We start from the raw sequence: 15,137 nt of genomic DNA, 5'->3' as shown, positions 1-15,137 counted from the left end.
TAGAGCGCTTCCTGCGCCTCCCAAGCTCATGATCGATGGCATGCCAAGTCGGCCATTCAGTACAGTGACAATAAGGGTGCAACAGTGAAGCATTTCAGATGTCGTTGCGTAAAGCGCATCACCTGATGTGGCATCACCAAAACTATTCCACAATCGGAGGATACTGCGACTGCGCACCAAGCTCGCGACGATCCCTTCGTCGCGCCCCTAAAGCTGCCCATGGAGACCTTTCAGTGCAGGAACCGCTGCTCGATTTGACCGTCGATGACATTGCACCATTGGGTGCGAGCCTGACCGTCTATGACCAGGAGCACTTGGCTACATACTGGCGGCTGCTTGACGCTGATGCTGAAGCTGCAGATTGGCGCGAGGTAGCGCGCGTTGTTCTTCACGTTGACCCTGCTCAAGACTGGGATCGGGCGCGTCGCGCTTTTGACAGCCATCTCGCTCGGGCAAAGTGGATAGCAGATGACGGTTATCGTCAGCTTCTCCGCAGTGACGCTCGGAACTAGACGAGTGGATCCACCTCGCAACCCATGACGCGTCAAGCCGGCGGAACCCGAATATCGGCCTTCAAAGAGCCGACTCAATTAATTGAGCTCCAATAAGCAAAACAATCACTGTCCCCGGGTGCGCCCAAGCATGGATGGGAATGCCTTTACTGTGAGCCCTTGCGGCCTAGGCACCTGTTCCGGCGGCGTTGCGGATAACTGGTTCCTGAAAGGCTCACGGCTCATGGCGGGCATCGCCTAAATGCTTGGCGACGACCCGAGCCGATTTCCTCCGACATGTCAGCTACGCGAAATTCCGTCAGTGTATCCGATGCCTGACAGGCCTATCGACGATGGCAACACGGCTTGGTCGCGACGAACTCATATGAGTTCGCACAGAAGAACACGAGCCATTCATTCGCAGAGGCGGACACACTATTTCCAGTCGCCTACCAACCTGATCAGTTGATCAAGAAGATAGCCACATGGCATGCATCCGCGTCTATGAACCTCTCAAGAACGTTGACCTCGGATTGGGTCGAGAAGAATGAAACGGCTGCTCCTGGGCACGATAGTCATCGTCTTGCTGGTCGCAACTGTCGCCAGTCTGGCCGCGCCGCTCTGCGAGCGAAGCGGTTCTGATATCGGTCTCAATCGCGGTGATGGCCGTCGACGTTGGGAACTCGGCAACGCGGCAGATGTGGTCCGTGCGCCATCTCCTGCCCTGACGTATCCTAATCCAACAGGAAGTCCGGCCGGCGGTGAAATCGGCTTCCGCTGGCAGATCGCCAACTCGGTGTTTGGAATCGCGATGAACGGCACTGCGCCAGTCCCGACGGCTCTAACGCTAGACTCATTCTGCCGGGCCTTCAGGATGAACGCAAACTTGTTACCTGTAGCCCCGTTAACGACCCACTCGGTGACGCCTGGATTGACGTCCTCCTGTACGCAACAGGCGCTACTGCGGTCGTCATCAATAAATATCAGACCTGCGACCTTGCGACTCAGCTGCCGCTCGTCAACGGCAGCGAGGGCCAACAGGGCTGTGCAGCAGGCGTGGACATAAGTCTTCTTTTCTGCCCCCTTGGCCGCCAGCGCTGAGTACGATTGCGTGCCCATGGCCCTCCGCTCGTTGGTTTTTGCTCAACCGGAATCGCAGGCTTTTCCAACGAGCTGCCCGTAGGAACTGCCCGCGTTGGGCAGAACATCAACGTCGGCTTGGTCCACGTGAAAGCTGACGGCTGGATGTCGCGGGCGTCCTTGTTGGTGTGAATCCATGTCGAACGACAAGAGGCACTGATGTCCAGAATTTTGGCTGTTGGGACGGCTTTGCCACCGTTTCGGTTCTCTCAGACCGAGCTCAAGGCTTTAGCGGGTCACCACTTCGTATCCAGAATGGAGAAGCTGAAGAGATATCTTACCGTATTCGATCATGCGCTAGTCGATCAGCGGTTCTTTTGTGTTACGCCCGAATGGCTTCTCGGCGAGCATCGCATAAGTGAGACCAACCAGATATATTTGGATTGGGCGAAGGAGCTCGCGTACAAAGCGACGATGCTCTGCCTCGACCGGGCTGGGGTTAAGCCCGAGCAAGTCGATCGGCTTTTGTTCGTCTCGACGACAGGGATAGCGACCCCTAGTCTCGACGTGGACCTGATCTTCAAGGTCGGGTTGCGACCAGATGTGGGACGGACGCCGATTTTTGGCCTCGGATGCGCTGGGGGAGCATCAGGAGTTAGTTTGGCAGGAGCCCTTTGCCGAGCTACCAACGAACGCATTCTCCTCGTTGCTGTGGAACTGACTTCCCTTACATTCCAACCGAATGATCTCACGCCAAAGAACGTTGTCGCCTCAAGCCTCTTTGGAGATGGTGCTGCCGCGTTATTAATCGCGCCAGCTGAAAGCGGTTCTGGCAAGCTGGATATCGTGAGAAGTACGAGTTTGCTTCACCCGGACTCGACTTCTCTAATGGGCTGGCATTTTGGCGACGCGGGATTTGAAGTCGTGGTCTCCGAGCGCATTCCGTCAATGATTAGGGAATTGATGCCACGTGCAATGGACTCGTTGCTCGCGGAGGCTGGCATCCTTCCTGGCCAAGTAAGGAGCTTTATCTTTCATCCTGGCGGCAGAAAAGTATTGGAAGTTTGTGAGCGGGGCCTCGGCAGGTCCTCTGAGAGCTTTTTTTCCAGCTATGAGACGCTTCGACTTCATGGAAATATGTCGAGCGCAACTGTGCTATTCGTGCTGGAACACGTGCTGGCGCATGAGGAGCAAGCGGCTGGATCATACGGTATCTTAGGCGCCTTCGGACCAGGGTTCTCAGCCGAACTGACGCTACTGAAATGGGCTGACACGGAAGCAGCACAGCCAAAGCCCGCCCACCTCGAACAGCCGGGCAACCAATTGAAGCGGGTTTCCTAGTCGTGATCGGCATCACCAAACTGATCGCTTGGTGCTGTTGAGCGCTTGCGTGGCCGAGATGCTGCCGCTGATCAGCTCTGTTCCACGGCACACAGCAGCGTCCGCAAGACCGCTTGCAGTTACAGAATTTGCTGCGCCAATCCGGCTCTCCCTCTTAAGTAACCTCAGACGGCGAGTTGATCAATATCGAAACTTCGTCACGGTTTAATCGCTCATGCACCGCCCTGATCGCCTTGAAGACCGGAAAGCGCTTTTGCTCGATTTTCAGGTCCTCGCCCGTTCGACGGATGACGCCTTGCGAGTGCAATAATTCAAGCCCGCTCCTGGCGACACCCAACATGTCGCACGTCACGTCCACCTTCACATCAATCGATGCAGAAATTCCTGCACTGTCCGCACCGCGACACGTGCCAAGATTGCTGGATCCGATTCATCCTTTGCGGCCAGCCTCCAGACCTTCTCGGCAAAGCATGCCTTCCGCCTCAGTTTGGGCACCATCCGGTCGGCATCGTCAGAGCACATACCAGCTCAGTACACACTCTATTTGGGACCGATTTTGTAGGTCCCATGATGCTACTCAAAATAGAATCTGTTCGTGCCGGCTCCGGCTCAGCCCAGCCAGTATTTCCGAAAAATGCAATCCGGCATCCTTGGCGCGTCCCTCTGGTGAATGTGGCAGGGGCTAGCCAATTTGGCTCTCTCTTAAGTCTCTAAGTGCGTCAGCTTGTCGACAGCTGAACCTAATAGAGCGAGAACAGAGAGCGACACCATCTGCTCGGGATCGCGACCGACTCAAACGGGAGGTGACATGGAACCATTTAACAGCATCAACCCATTCAGCCAAGATCGCGCTGCTCACAACGCCGCGGAGCCACAACCGCAGCAGCAAGCGGAGTTTGAGCCGTACTTGGATGAGGTGGCGCAGCTTGATACCAGTGCGGTCGCAGGGATTCCTATTTCTTCAGATCACTACCCTCATCTGCCTGACGAGGACCGTGGACTCACCGAGGTGTTGGAACTTGGGCACCATAGGGCCCGCCCTGAAGACGCAGTTACCAGACGCCTCGGGGGCACCGCTGCGCAGCACAGCGCGCCGCAGGAAGCTTTAGGTTGGCCGAACGAGCTGACTGCGGAACATCACCGTCAGGATCCGCTGCGAGGGATGATGGGCGAAGCCATCCTAGCATCGTCTCTCATGCCAACCGCGCGCGATCACCAGGCACCGGATCCCGGAGCCGTGCATCACTTCAGCCGGAGCGATAGCTACCAGCCGGCTCCGACCGAATTGACAGGGAGCTGCCCCCTTTCAAGGCACGAGGTCCTCATGGGTGAGGATTACACGGGGCAGTTGAGGCCTGCGAAGAGGCAGAGGACGCTAAATCAGCTGGAAGGGGATGCCATTGGGCGCCAGCTGAGCGAGTCCGACAATTCAGTCGCTCGTGTGCTGATGGAAGACGCCGGCGCACCGTCGCCTTTCGGGACAGCGGTCGGTTCGCCGATCGTCCTTCCCGCGGAAGACTACGTTCAGGATCTGCTGTGGGCGATGATGGAAGACGCCGGCCCATCGTCCTCTCGCGAGCCGACCGCGCGCCATCACCAAGCCCTGGATTTAGGAGAGGCCGTTCGTTCCTTTAACTCGCGGCACGGCGACCAGCACGCGCCTGCTGCCCTTGACAGTAGCAGCGTCCCGGCGAGCCAGGACAGCCGCCCCACCCGTTTCGTGGTTCACAATGACCGCTACACCGCGCTGTTCGTGCCCGCGGCGGAGATGAGGCGAACCACCCCGCTTAATCCGCCAGGCGCTGGCATTCGTCTCGGATCTCGGCCGGAAAACGTTCCGCAGCCCAGCGCGCGGCCTGCGAATCGGGCCTCGCCAGCGCTGCTTGGACGGTCGATGGAGCAAGCCGCTCCGTCGTCCGCCAGGGCTGCGACGACATCTCCGGCGGCCCGCGAGGTTTATGCTGCATCATTCGCCGTTCCCGAGGATTTTTCGCACGGCACCCAACCCGCCTCGGCCACGATGCTCTCGAAGCTCGGCCGCTGGGGCCTGTTGCCCGACGCGACGCAGCCGGTAAAACAATACGACATTCGCGGCGAGCGCTACTTCGCCATCGTGGGGCCGGGAGGGCCCAATGACGTTCGGCTCATCCATGAACCACGAATGGCGCCGACGGACACTCCCGACGCTAGGAGCCCGTCCAGATAGCTCTGGTATCGGGCTCGTTAATGGACGACAGCTTGCTCCAGCGACTCTTACGAGCTTGGCGACCTTATGGGCGGTGCAGATGAGCGCTACCCGTCCCGACGAACTTGCGCGCATCATCGCTCAGCGACTCCTCGTTCAACCGAACGGCCATCGCGTCTTGTTATTGAAGAGCCGGCCGCCAAAGCTGCAAAGAAAAACCTACGGTGTTCTTGACCGCACGTTTGGCGGCATTGCCCTTCGTAAGGCCCTCCTAAGCCCCGAAATAAAGGAAGCATCCTCGGAGTAAAGAGGCTGCTTCCTGCGTCGTATTGAAACCCCAGTCGACTGATTGGTGCCAACTGATGACGGTTCTGGTGGTCCATCAACCCAGATGCACATCCTGGTCGTGGCCTTCCGCAGCTCCTCTGGCCAACGCCGTGCTGCAGCGTCGTCGATTCGCCTCGAGTCTATTAGTGCCGTATCTTCGGGATCAGCAATGGTCGGATACCGGGTGCGATCGCCGTCGCTTTTGCGCCGACCGACTTCCGCAGCTGAGCCCGTGCTGCGCCGACGTTGCCGCGACGCCAGTGTCCTGGTTATAGCTCTTGACATCAGCATCCAGCGCCTCTGCGGAAAGCCGGCCAGCAATGCCCTATTTTTTGAGGCAGATAGTCGCTGACCTCTGAGAGCAGTGCATAGATCCTTCCAACTAGGTCACCGACGCTCGCTCAGTTCGCTGAGATCCTGATCTGACAGTAGCAGCACCGAAAACAATGCAGAGATCGAAGAAAAATCGAACTTGTGGCGGAGGCGCGATTAAACGACCCTGCCAATTCTTGCAGGAGATTTGCGGGACCTAGGTCAGTTAGCTTGCTGGGTGTTAGTCACTTTTGGAGCTATTTCAGTGTTGATTGTTGAAACCATTTTGAAGCCAGACCGCTTTGGCGGCATCGGACTTTTCTCCGCTACTCTTTTACCTAAAGGCACATTAGTTTGGATTCATAATCCAATCGTTGACATTGCCGTGACGCCTGAACAGTACGAAGCCCTACCTCCAACGTTTCAAGCTTTACTTGACAAGCATGCCTATCCGAGAGACCGCGATGTTGATGATGGTGTTGTAGAGTACAATGCTGACAATGCCCGTTTCATGAATCACAGCAGTCAGCCAAACACATATCAAGACGATCATTGCCGAATTTTCACGGCCCGTGACGTACAACCTGGTGAAGAACTGACTTGCGATTACTTGTCTTTCGATCCAAGGCGCGACTTATCGTGGGTTAAAGAGCTAGCGCCGAATCCTGGGGCCGGAAGGCGCCAGGCGGCGTTGGATTGAGTTTGCGGTCTGGCGACGTTGATTCCGTCGGCGAATCGGCACCGGGGATAGTTTCGGCAGCGGTTGTTCCCATCGAGACGACGCGAGTTGAAGATCATCGTGAGCGCGGTCTTGTTCGACGTCCCTTGGCGCCCACGAACGCGCTTTCGATGACGTTGGTAGCGCCTACGTGGAGTTACTACATCTGTTGCGCCAACCTAAGGCTTCGCCACTGACTCGCTAAACGTCCGCAACGCGTCCTGGCAGCGAAAACACTGGGCTGCTGTTACGATTCCCTCCTGAGTCTTTAAAGGAATTGGTGAGGCGCTCATGAAGAAGCAGATCGTGGGAGCGGACGCTGCTGCCAGAATGCCTCGAAGACTTGGTTGACGAGAGCAGCCCGGTTCGCGTGACTGACGTATTTGTCGATGCGCTCGGCTGAGATAGGCTTGGAGGTTGCGGAGCCGGCGGCGGTTGATCATCATCGGCGCGCCGATCATCGCGTTCCGGCAATTCTGGCGCCGGCGCCGCCGACGGCGATCATGGGCGCGATGATCGCGCTGTCGACATTGATACCGACGCCGACGATCCTCATCCTGCTGGTGCCGGTGTTGGTGCCGCCAGCGCTGGCCCGCGCACGCAGCCCCTTAGGCTGAAAGTGTCAACGGTCGTTTATAAGACCGATCCGGCGAATAGCGGCGACTCTTATCGAGTCTGCCAATTCTTTGGGAAAGCCCTTGGGGAGGCCCTTTATCACTTTCGCAAAGGCTGCCTCGAAGTTTTCGACGAGATCCTCAAAGATTGCGTGGACTACGGCCGGCCCAACGCCGGAGATTTCGGCGGTCTGCAGGAAATGACGCGGCAAAATATCAGTCATTCCATAGTGGCGATTTTTGCCGACCGACATTGCAAGTTTAAAAGCTTTGCGCTGAATTTGTCCGGCGTCGAGGCTTGGTTGCGCGCTCAAGACATCATAAAGCGGCGTGAGTCGGAAGCGCCCGCCGGGGCTCAGGAATAGGCTAAAATTCTTGGCGTGTCCGTCGGTTGCGCCGATGAGCCAGAACACGATGCTGGCCCGCAAAAATGTCGCGATGTCTTCGGTCGGTTCATCGCTACCCTTGAGCAGTTGCAGGATGTCTTTCATGCCGGGGCCGCCATCCGATTGATATTTCCGGGTGGTGGGTACGGATAGAGCCTGGCAGCAATCTTCCTGAGGAAGGCGCAGCAACCTTTTATCATTGGTCCAGCGCCTATCGAAGCGCTCGACAATCAACGTGCGGCGACCACCAAAATCGGCGATCTCGACGTTCGCCGTTGGCACGCCAAGCGCGGCCAGCAGCTTAAGGCAGAAATATTCGTTCTCGACGCTGTTCGAGAGATCGATCCCGTTCGGCAAACGACCGATTTGCGGTTTGAGAATGTGCGTCGTCGCCGTGGTACCAGTCGGCTTGTACCATTTGCCATCTCGCCGCAGCAGGGCGGTCTTCTCCTGGGCACCAGCGATGGAAATCCGGAAATCGTCGTCTTCCCCCATCCCAAGTGGAGCGCTCGCAAGGTTCTTGATGATGGCGGCGACATCGCGGTCGGTGACAGCCTTCCCTTCGATCGTACCGGCAGGTGCAGGATCGACACGCTGTGGAAGAAACTGGAGTGCACCAACGCAATCATGCCCGAGTGCAGAGAGCATGCTGTAGGCGTCAGTACCTTTTGCCCCCACCCGCTCCGCGACTCGTTTGCGTATCTGTTCGCTATCGGGCAACAGGTTGTCAAACACGGCGATTACAGGTGCGCCGATATAGCGGTCTTCGCGCAAGGGCAGCGATAGCGAGATTGGGAAGGTCGATTCCCAGGAGAGCCATTGCGGAGTGTAACGAAAATCGATCGCACCGCTGGACTCGCGCCGGAGCATGCCTGCCAGGCGTGCGTTGACGAACACATTCAGGGGCGCGTTTGCTGGAGGCCGGCCCATCAGAAAATGTCCTCGATGTCAGTCGAGGTGGCCTTGCTGCGGGTACGGACCACCAGTTCAAGATTGAGCGCGGCCAGCGCCTCCATGAGGGTGCGGAGCTGAATGGCAGGCTCGCCCGCTTCCAGTCGGGATACGGTGCCCTGACGCAGATGGATCTGCTTTCCTAAGCCTGACTGGGTAAGTCCGGCCTGTCGGCGGGCCCGCCGTAGAATGGCGCCGAGTTGCTTTTCCGTACGAGCAATATGCTGCGTCATGTGAATCTCCTCGTTCAATATACGCGAATCCGTATATATTGTCAATATACGCAAATCCGTATATCATAGTAATATACGTGTATGCGTATATGAAACAGATATACGCGATCGCGTATCGGCTATTCTCGATTGCCGGCCGTGCTGGGTGGTGCTTGGCAAGTCAGTGTTCGGCAACATTCCAAAATGTCATCGATCGCCGCCATCAATGCTGCCGTACTCGAGACGTGCTTATCCGTCGTGCCAGATGGTCGCAAAGACCCATCCGCTGTTGGGATCGAAAAATGCGGCTTGCTCGTCCTTCTTGATCTCCTTGCGCTTGGCCCGAAGCAACTGAGCGAGACAGCGTCCCTCAACCGCATTGACCAGAAAGTGGCCGGTCGGTTTGTCCTTGGGGCCGCGTTCGGGTTCGACGACAGGAAATCGCAGCATGCCGAGGATGCGATACTGCGGCGAGAGCTTCGACTTCAGCCTTTCGAATTTGGCATCTTACGAGCATTCTTGGGCGACTTCTTCAGTTTGCCGCGCGGCACCATCACGACAGGCTGCGGCGGAGGTCTTGGTTCTGTTATTTTTCTCCTTAAGGCTGAGTTTGTGCGCGACAAAAAGCCGCCATAACCCCTGCCTCGCAGGCGTAGCGAGGTGTGCAAGGCGCAAGGGCTGAAGGAAGTTGGAACAACTTTTTTGGGGCACCGCGGACCGTGGGGGAGCCAAAACCGAAGGCCTGTCCTTGCGCCGCGCTGAGGGGCGACGCCCCTAAGCTGCTGCCGCGGCAGCGGCGATACAATGCTTTATAGAACTAAAGGCGCGCAGGGCTTGGGAATAGAAGTATTTCCAAAGCCTCGGGGAGAGTGGCGCTCCGGCGGCACCGGCCTTTGAGCGGCACCCGTCTGACGCGGCAGCGATAGCGACGGCGGCTGACCGCCGGACCGCTTCAGCGAGTGCCCCGGCGAGGAGAACCTTATGTCTTGCGCGAGTAATCGTGACCCGAGGCCGAGACAGCATGCTCGGTGAGCCGGCGCATAGACGAGGTCGTCACCGCGTGTAATGGCGATCTGCGCAACGCCCTCATCGCTGGCGATTGACCAGGGATGACCTTGATGATTTCAGCCCAATACTGAATCCCGGTAAGCACCTGATCTATCTCCCAACGAGACAAATTGCGCGATGAAGATCCCGGATCGGCCTCGTCGGCACTGAGTATGCGGACCCGCATGAACGGCACACCGTTCGAATCAGCGACATCGTAAATTTCGACGGCCCTACTGGGCGACCCCAGCACCGCTGCAACCGTAAGCACGACGGTGGCAATTGTCTTCGAATTCATACTACCCATTCAATTCGAGGAGTTGATTGCAGCGTGCGTTGCCATCACATGTTCGACCATGCGCACGCGTAATGCGCCTGAGAAAGCGCGCCTGCCCTTGATTCCTGGGCGAGATCAAATCGGTACACCCGGGCGAGATCATCGGAATCCGCACTTGATCAAACACTGGCTGTGCGCATTCGCGGCGACAACCTGACGGCCGCGCCGCAATATCAAAGGAAGGCTCCTCCCGTGGAGGTGACCTGATGAATCTGGATCAACTCACAGAGGCGCACTCGCTGATGACGTTTACTTCCTTTTCCTGGAGCTCAGTGTCCGGTGCGTGAGGTTCGCCATGTGCGTCCGGCTGAACGCGGCCCGCCATGAGCGGATATCCTCGACGTCTGCAGCGCAGGCACGATCCTTCCTTTAAATTGTGTCGTCAACAATGCGAGCTCATGCTACCTCTGATCGTAGGAAGGTCCCTGGTTCTGCAGCGACAATCCCGACAAAGTAGGTGGCCGCACACAATTGGTAAGCAGTGGAGCAAAAGCCGGGCCAATTGCCTGATCCTTTGCGCATACGCGCGCCGGCTGAACCCTGCGTGCATGCGCGGTCATCTGTGTGAAAACAGGCGCCTTCTGTTCGGTGCCCACCAAATTGTCGCAAACTCGCCATGCACAGAAGCACAACGAGTGCCGCGCCCGACAATTGCAGCGCGCCTGTTCATCTTGCCGGCGATTACCGCGATCAGCTCAAGCTTTGAACGGGCCGCAAGAGGCAGGCATTCTTATTGCACTCGTGAGCTTCGTCCTGGCATGCGTCAGGAATGTAGAGCACGGGGACGCGGGTCCAGCCCACATCAAGCTAGATGACGCAGAGCAAATGAAGTGCAATGCGCTCGACCTCGCTTCGAAATGATCAGGCCGGTGATCGTGCCTCGGACGGATCGAGAATGGGCAAGCAATCTACTCGGCGGAAACCGGAGCCGGTCCTCGTTCCGGCAGACGAACCCTTGACCCGTCGCGCCGTGTTGGGTGCAACGATCGGCAATATTCTCGAATTCTACGACTTCGGGACCTACAGCTTTTTCGCCATCCAGATCGGTCAGGCGTTCTTCCCGGCAAGCGACCCGTTCGCCAGCCTCATGCTGTCGCTCGCAACCTTCGGCGCGGGTTTTGTGACCAGGCCGATCGGGGCCATAGTGCTCGGCTCGTATTCGGATCGGGCCGGGCGCCAGCCCGCGATGACCGCGAGCTTTGTCTTGATGAGCGCCGCGATCCTTGTGTTAGCGCTCACTCCCTCATACGGGACAATAGGAGCTGCTGCGCCGCTCCTGGTCATTGTCGCGCGTTTGGTGCAAGGCTTCGCGCTCGGCGGTGAGGTTGGTCCGACAACTGCCTATTTGCTGGAAGCGGCGCCGGCCGAGGGGCGCGGTCTTGCTGTCTCGTTTCAGCCTGCCAGCCAACAGATCGCTGCGACGGCCGGAGCGCTTGTTGGAGAAATACTCTCGCTGACCATGACCAGCGAGGCACTCAATGTGTACGGATGGCGGATCGCGCTGCTGCTCGGCGCCGCTACGCTGCCCTTCGGACTTTGGTTGCGGAACTCCCTACCCGAAACGTTACACCGCCCTGAGCTGCCTGCTCTGGTCATCCAGACGGTACGGAAATCGCCTACTGCGTGCCGCACCATGAGATTGGGGTTTGTCATCTTGGCCAGTTGCACGATCATTACCTATGTCACGGGATATATGACCACTTATGCACTGAGCACCCTGCACGTTTCGGCGCCTCTCGCCTTTGGCACCACGCTCGTTAGCAATACGGTAGGAATTGCTGCCGCGCTGCTGGGCGGCTGGCTCGCAGACCGCGCGGGCCGCCGGCACATCATGATATGGCCGCAGATCGCTGCGTTGTTGATGACCTATCCGGTGTTCTTCTGGATCTCAGAGAGCCGCAGTGCCCTCGCACTTCTCGGGGGTCTCGGCGCGCTCACACTTATCGGAACGATTCCGTATAGCGCCTTCTATGTGAGCATGGCCGAAGGTTTGCCCAAGAACATTCGTGGTGGCGCCTTCGCGATCATCTACGCTTTTGCGATAGCGATTTTCGGAGGCACAGCTCAACCAGTCGTCACCTGGCTGATCTATCTTACCGGAAGCGCGCTGGCGCCCGCCTGGTACATGCTTGTCGCTAGCACGGCCGCGCTCTGTGCCATGCTCATGATGCCCGAGACCGCACCGCTCAAAATTAATAGCGCTGTAAACAAGCAAAGCCCGCCATAGCGCTGGACAATATGATCACGGGTCACTTCCAGCCGATCGCGTGACGTCTCATGCGGTCTGGCGAGAATGTAGGCTGCTGCCTTCGCAGGTCGATCGCGCGACCGTCGAGAGCCGATAGCGCGGAGTACTCTGAGAGCACCCAAGACCTCGTCGATGGTTACCAGGCTCATCAGACTGTCGGGCGCCCGCAGCGCTTCACACGACGCGATCGATGACGCAAAGTACCTCAAGGCTCTCTGCGTCTACTTCGGTCGAATAGCGGGGCTTTTTGTCTCATTGGACAACATAGCTTGCCGAAGTTCTTTGAACGGCTTTTCCCCGATGACTCATCCCTCCCTCAAAACACCGGCACGGAGCCCTGAGGCTCGACAGCTTCCCTTCGGCAAGCTAGGTGCTGTCCTAATTCGGACACTCGTCCTGCGGAACTAGGACACTGTTGCAAGCTGGCTATAGCGAGGGATTCGAGCCGGGTGCAGGATTGATGGCTACCGATCGGCGGATCGGGTATCGGCTCCAGCACCGGCCCCTTGGCCCCCAAAGGTGCTGGGGCCGTTTTCTCTAAGGGCTCAACACAACGCCGCCTCGCTTAAAATGCTTGCGGGCGGCGTCGGCTTTAGCCCCAGGAAGGTCGCGGCAAAATCCTGATGGGTGCAGCTTGGCACAAAATGCATACTGGGGCGATTACCTCAGAAGGGGTATCTTAGAAGTTGCGGCGCGGTAGGACGGCCTCAGCGTATTCCAACGCGCTGGGGCCGCTTCTTTGTGTGCGGCGCGCCGGCATTCGCATTTGCCAAGTGGGGATAGAATCGGGGATTACCCGGGACGCTGTACTTTTCTCACGTCATCAGGGCTCAACCATTCCTCTTGGATCGCGCGTCGAATTCCATCCTCGATCAGAGCCTTAGCCACATCAGTTGGACTTGTCCCGTGGGTGCCTTTTTCTGAAAGCACGGCCAGAAAACCATGCGTTTTGAGGCCCAGCATGACTTGCAAACGCTCTGTTTTCTCTGTGCGCGATGCCATTTTCGCCTACTCAAAAATGAGTGGAAAATTACTCATTTTTGCCGCACGATGCAAAGGTGATTCGCCACCGAAGGGGTTGGTGCGCTAAAGAAAAACCGGACGCCCTTGCGGACGTCCGGCTGTAGTGAAGTTGGTGAGCTCGACAGGATTCGAACCTGTGACCTTGGGATTACGGAGCCCCCGCTCTATCCAGCTGAGCTACGAGCCCGAAAGCCGCTCGTAACGGCCTTCAGCGTTCGCCCCGCCCCTTAACAAGGCGGGGCGAATCGCATTACCCTCAAGATATCCGAAACTTCGGTTCCGACCGATTCGGGAGCGCGATTTTTTTGCGCGCGTCCACACTATTCATCGGCTTTTACCTCCTTGAATTACGCTGAAGTTTCGCGTTACGCGGACCGGCCGATTCGGCTCCATGGGAAGCACAGCGTCGAGCAAATCCCCAATCGTCCATACCCTCTCAGCAATGCCCAGCGCGACCGCTGGCGTGGTCCGCAGCGCCTCATGGACGCGGCAGAGATTGTAGTGGGACACGTACAGGCTGACCGCCGCAGCGTGGTTGGTGAGCTTCTTTGAGAAGCCGTTGGTGAGGCGTGCAAACCGCTTCTGCGTCATCCGCAGCGTGAGGTTCTGACGCTCGACGTAGCTGGTCGAGATATTGCCTGGCGTCCCACTCTCTACCTCACGGCTTACTGCTACTACTTCGGCGGGGCTGTAGCGGCGCGGCTTCTTTTACAGCCAGGTTCGTTACGCTGTAGGTCTTTACGATCACGCCATGATGGGCGCGGCCGTTGAAGGCGTCGCGGATCGATACCTTGTAGGGATGGAAGCCGTCCGTGCTGATCTCTGGCGCTCCGATCACGCGCTGGCGAAGGTCTTGCACGAACAGGTCCGTATTCTCGCTGTCGCGCTTGCCGGTGCGATAGCTGATGATGGCCTTGGCGGACGACGCTATGCCAATGAACGTATACTGAGCGCGAGATGGTCGGGCTCGGTGTCGCCGAAAAACAAAAAGAGCGCGCCCGACAAGTGTTCGAAAGATCGGCTGAGCAGGCTGGCTATTTTGAGCACGGACGAAATTGACTTGTGATGCCGGGCATTGCTCCCGGGGCACAACGTGAGGAAGAGAAGCCGCGCGAGGAAGAACAAAATGGTGGTGGCGGCATTGGTGGGGGTGGAGGAAAACAGCCGCCAGTTGATCCTATCATTGCCGGTCTTTTGGCGCGTCTTTCGAAGTCGGGTGACGTATGGCCGATATCGGAACGCAAGCTGTGGCTGCAATTGCTGGAGGGCAGTTTTCAGCTGATCTACAAAGACGCGCCCGTAACCCCAGCTGGACGTTCTGAGTCGGTGGATACTGGTTTTCCCGATCCCGATAAGATGCCTTGGGCTAAGGGCGACAACACCAAATGAAAGGAGGCCGCCAACTGAGGCGGCCTTACTGTGCACTGGCCGGCGGCTCGCGCGTGGCGATCTCGCGCTCAACCATCGATACCAGCAAACCTAAATGCTCTGCCAATCGTGAAAATAGCTCTCGTTTCGGAATGTCTGTCGTAAGATCGCGGATCATCGCGCACTCCGCTGCATCGCAGCGGAGCTTCTCCAGATAGTTCCGAATGTCTTTCATTTTTGTCCCTTTGCCCCGACGCTATACCCTTACCGGGACGAAGGACATCAGCAAATTGGACTGAGCAAGGCCCGCGCTGGCACAACTGCATATAGCGTTGGATGGCCGTATAATCGCTGATAATGGACCCCAGAACGTTCAGTGATCGTCCCAGTAGTCCTACCGAGAACATCGGCTAACGCGTGGTTTCCGCTCGCTTAATCGGAATTCCACCACTTGGGTGCGATGGAACGAATATCTCTCGTTGTGGAAGGGATGTGCG

At 57.7% G+C, this 15,137-nt stretch carries 15 protein-coding genes and 1 tRNA gene; 10 read left to right on the top strand and 6 right to left on the bottom strand.

The features are described 5' to 3' along the window. Nucleotides 1-233: 233 nt before the first annotated feature. From ACVW1C_RS28025 to ACVW1C_RS28000, 6 genes are all read left to right on the top strand, one after another. Entirely contained in the window at nt 234-512 is a 279-nt protein-coding gene (locus ACVW1C_RS28025) for a DNA -binding domain-containing protein (protein ID WP_456761109.1), read from the top strand. 1,278 nt (nt 513-1,790) lie between these two features. After that, on the top strand, nt 1,791-2,912 hold the full coding sequence (locus ACVW1C_RS28020; protein ID WP_456728231.1) for a type III polyketide synthase: 1,122 nt from the start codon (nt 1,791-1,793) through the stop codon (nt 2,910-2,912). An 808-nt stretch (nt 2,913-3,720) separates the two neighbouring features. Then, nucleotides 3,721-5,118, top strand: a complete 1,398-nt coding sequence (locus tag ACVW1C_RS28015) for a hypothetical protein (RefSeq protein ID WP_456761108.1) — start codon at nt 3,721-3,723, stop codon at nt 5,116-5,118. Between the two features lie 79 nt (nt 5,119-5,197). Then, nucleotides 5,198-5,404 (top strand): hypothetical protein, encoded by a 207-nt coding sequence (locus ACVW1C_RS28010; protein ID WP_456761107.1) that lies wholly within the window; start codon nt 5,198-5,200, stop codon nt 5,402-5,404. 597 nt (nt 5,405-6,001) lie between these two features. Further along, nucleotides 6,002-6,436 carry an SET domain-containing protein gene (locus ACVW1C_RS28005; RefSeq protein ID WP_456761106.1) on the top strand — a complete coding sequence of 145 codons (435 nt, stop codon included), beginning with the start codon at nt 6,002-6,004 and terminating at the stop codon, nt 6,434-6,436. 428 nt (nt 6,437-6,864) lie between these two features. Further along, nucleotides 6,865-7,071 carry a hypothetical protein gene (locus ACVW1C_RS28000; protein WP_456761105.1) on the top strand — a complete coding sequence of 69 codons (207 nt, stop codon included), beginning with the start codon at nt 6,865-6,867 and terminating at the stop codon, nt 7,069-7,071. Between the two features lie 5 nt (nt 7,072-7,076). On the opposite strand, the gene ACVW1C_RS27995 is transcribed toward ACVW1C_RS28000, so the two are convergent. Together ACVW1C_RS27995 and ACVW1C_RS27990 are read right to left on the bottom strand one after the other, a co-directional pair. After that, nucleotides 7,077-8,384 carry a type II toxin-antitoxin system HipA family toxin gene (locus tag ACVW1C_RS27995; RefSeq protein ID WP_456761104.1) on the bottom strand — a complete coding sequence of 436 codons (1,308 nt, stop codon included), beginning with the start codon at nt 8,382-8,384 and terminating at the stop codon, nt 7,077-7,079. Continuing rightward, nucleotides 8,384-8,638, bottom strand: a complete 255-nt coding sequence (locus ACVW1C_RS27990) for a helix-turn-helix domain-containing protein (RefSeq protein ID WP_456718407.1) — start codon at nt 8,636-8,638, stop codon at nt 8,384-8,386. Before ACVW1C_RS27990 ends, ACVW1C_RS27995 begins: the two co-directional genes overlap by 1 nt. Nucleotides 8,639-8,821: 183 nt before the next feature. On the opposite strand from ACVW1C_RS27990, the gene ACVW1C_RS27985 reads away from it, so the two are divergent. Further along, the gene (locus ACVW1C_RS27985) at nt 8,822-9,253 is read left to right on the top strand and encodes a hypothetical protein (RefSeq protein ID WP_456761103.1); all 432 of its coding nucleotides are present in this window, start codon (nt 8,822-8,824) and stop codon (nt 9,251-9,253) included. A gap of 343 nt (nt 9,254-9,596) precedes the next feature. On the opposite strand, the gene ACVW1C_RS27980 is transcribed toward ACVW1C_RS27985, so the two are convergent. After that, nucleotides 9,597-9,962 carry a hypothetical protein gene (locus ACVW1C_RS27980; protein ID WP_456728236.1) on the bottom strand — a complete coding sequence of 122 codons (366 nt, stop codon included), beginning with the start codon at nt 9,960-9,962 and terminating at the stop codon, nt 9,597-9,599. Nucleotides 9,963-10,896: 934 nt separating this feature from the next. Between ACVW1C_RS27980 and ACVW1C_RS27975 the strand changes: the two genes are divergently transcribed. Beyond that, a complete protein-coding gene (locus ACVW1C_RS27975; RefSeq protein WP_456728237.1) occupies nt 10,897-12,228 on the top strand; it encodes an MFS transporter in 1,332 nt (443 codons plus the stop codon). Between the two features lie 813 nt (nt 12,229-13,041). On the opposite strand, the gene ACVW1C_RS27970 is transcribed toward ACVW1C_RS27975, so the two are convergent. Then, nucleotides 13,042-13,251: a hypothetical protein gene (locus tag ACVW1C_RS27970; RefSeq protein ID WP_456728238.1), complete on the bottom strand. Its 210-nt coding sequence runs from the start codon at nt 13,249-13,251 to the stop codon at nt 13,042-13,044. A 131-nt stretch (nt 13,252-13,382) separates the two neighbouring features. After that, a tRNA-Thr gene (locus tag ACVW1C_RS27965) sits at nt 13,383-13,459 on the bottom strand. Nucleotides 13,460-14,023: 564 nt separating this feature from the next. Here ACVW1C_RS27965 and ACVW1C_RS27960 point away from each other — a divergent pair. After that, nucleotides 14,024-14,338, top strand: coding sequence for a hypothetical protein (locus ACVW1C_RS27960; RefSeq protein ID WP_456728239.1), 315 nt, complete (start codon nt 14,024-14,026; stop codon nt 14,336-14,338). Continuing rightward, nucleotides 14,338-14,661, top strand: a complete 324-nt coding sequence (locus ACVW1C_RS27955; protein ID WP_456728240.1) for a hypothetical protein — start codon at nt 14,338-14,340, stop codon at nt 14,659-14,661. Before ACVW1C_RS27960 ends, ACVW1C_RS27955 begins: the two co-directional genes overlap by 1 nt. 25 nt (nt 14,662-14,686) lie before the next feature. Here the strand turns inward: ACVW1C_RS27955 and ACVW1C_RS27950 are convergent, their stop codons facing one another. Further along, nucleotides 14,687-14,875, bottom strand: a complete 189-nt coding sequence (locus ACVW1C_RS27950; RefSeq protein WP_456728241.1) for a hypothetical protein — start codon at nt 14,873-14,875, stop codon at nt 14,687-14,689. Between the last annotated feature and the right edge of the window lie 262 nt (nt 14,876-15,137).

The organism is Bradyrhizobium sp. USDA 4011 (assembly GCF_054063415.1).
The sequence above is the reverse complement of the archived record's forward strand: the minus strand, read 5'-3'. Positions and strand labels throughout refer to the sequence as shown.

What these genes read in the sequence shown, in the direction of transcription:
- ACVW1C_RS28020 (WP_456728231.1), top strand. Translation starts at nt 1,791, where the DNA reads ATGTCCAGAATTTTGGCTGTTGGGACGGCTTTGCCACCGTTTCGGTTC.
- ACVW1C_RS28015 (WP_456761108.1), top strand. Translation starts at nt 3,721, where the DNA reads ATGGAACCATTTAACAGCATCAACCCATTCAGCCAAGATCGCGCTGCT.
- ACVW1C_RS28010 (WP_456761107.1), top strand. Translation starts at nt 5,198, where the DNA reads ATGAGCGCTACCCGTCCCGACGAACTTGCGCGCATCATCGCTCAGCGA.
- ACVW1C_RS27995 (WP_456761104.1), bottom strand. Translation starts at nt 8,384, where the DNA reads ATGGGCCGGCCTCCAGCAAACGCGCCCCTGAATGTGTTCGTCAACGCA.
- ACVW1C_RS27990 (WP_456718407.1), bottom strand. Translation starts at nt 8,638, where the DNA reads ATGACGCAGCATATTGCTCGTACGGAAAAGCAACTCGGCGCCATTCTA.
- ACVW1C_RS27985 (WP_456761103.1), top strand. Translation starts at nt 8,822, where the DNA reads ATGTCATCGATCGCCGCCATCAATGCTGCCGTACTCGAGACGTGCTTA.
- ACVW1C_RS27980 (WP_456728236.1), bottom strand. Translation starts at nt 9,962, where the DNA reads ATGAATTCGAAGACAATTGCCACCGTCGTGCTTACGGTTGCAGCGGTG.
- ACVW1C_RS27975 (WP_456728237.1), top strand. Translation starts at nt 10,897, where the DNA reads ATGGGCAAGCAATCTACTCGGCGGAAACCGGAGCCGGTCCTCGTTCCG.
- ACVW1C_RS27970 (WP_456728238.1), bottom strand. Translation starts at nt 13,251, where the DNA reads ATGGCATCGCGCACAGAGAAAACAGAGCGTTTGCAAGTCATGCTGGGC.
- ACVW1C_RS27960 (WP_456728239.1), top strand. Translation starts at nt 14,024, where the DNA reads ATGATGGGCGCGGCCGTTGAAGGCGTCGCGGATCGATACCTTGTAGGG.
- ACVW1C_RS27955 (WP_456728240.1), top strand. Translation starts at nt 14,338, where the DNA reads ATGCCGGGCATTGCTCCCGGGGCACAACGTGAGGAAGAGAAGCCGCGC.
- ACVW1C_RS27950 (WP_456728241.1), bottom strand. Translation starts at nt 14,875, where the DNA reads ATGAAAGACATTCGGAACTATCTGGAGAAGCTCCGCTGCGATGCAGCG.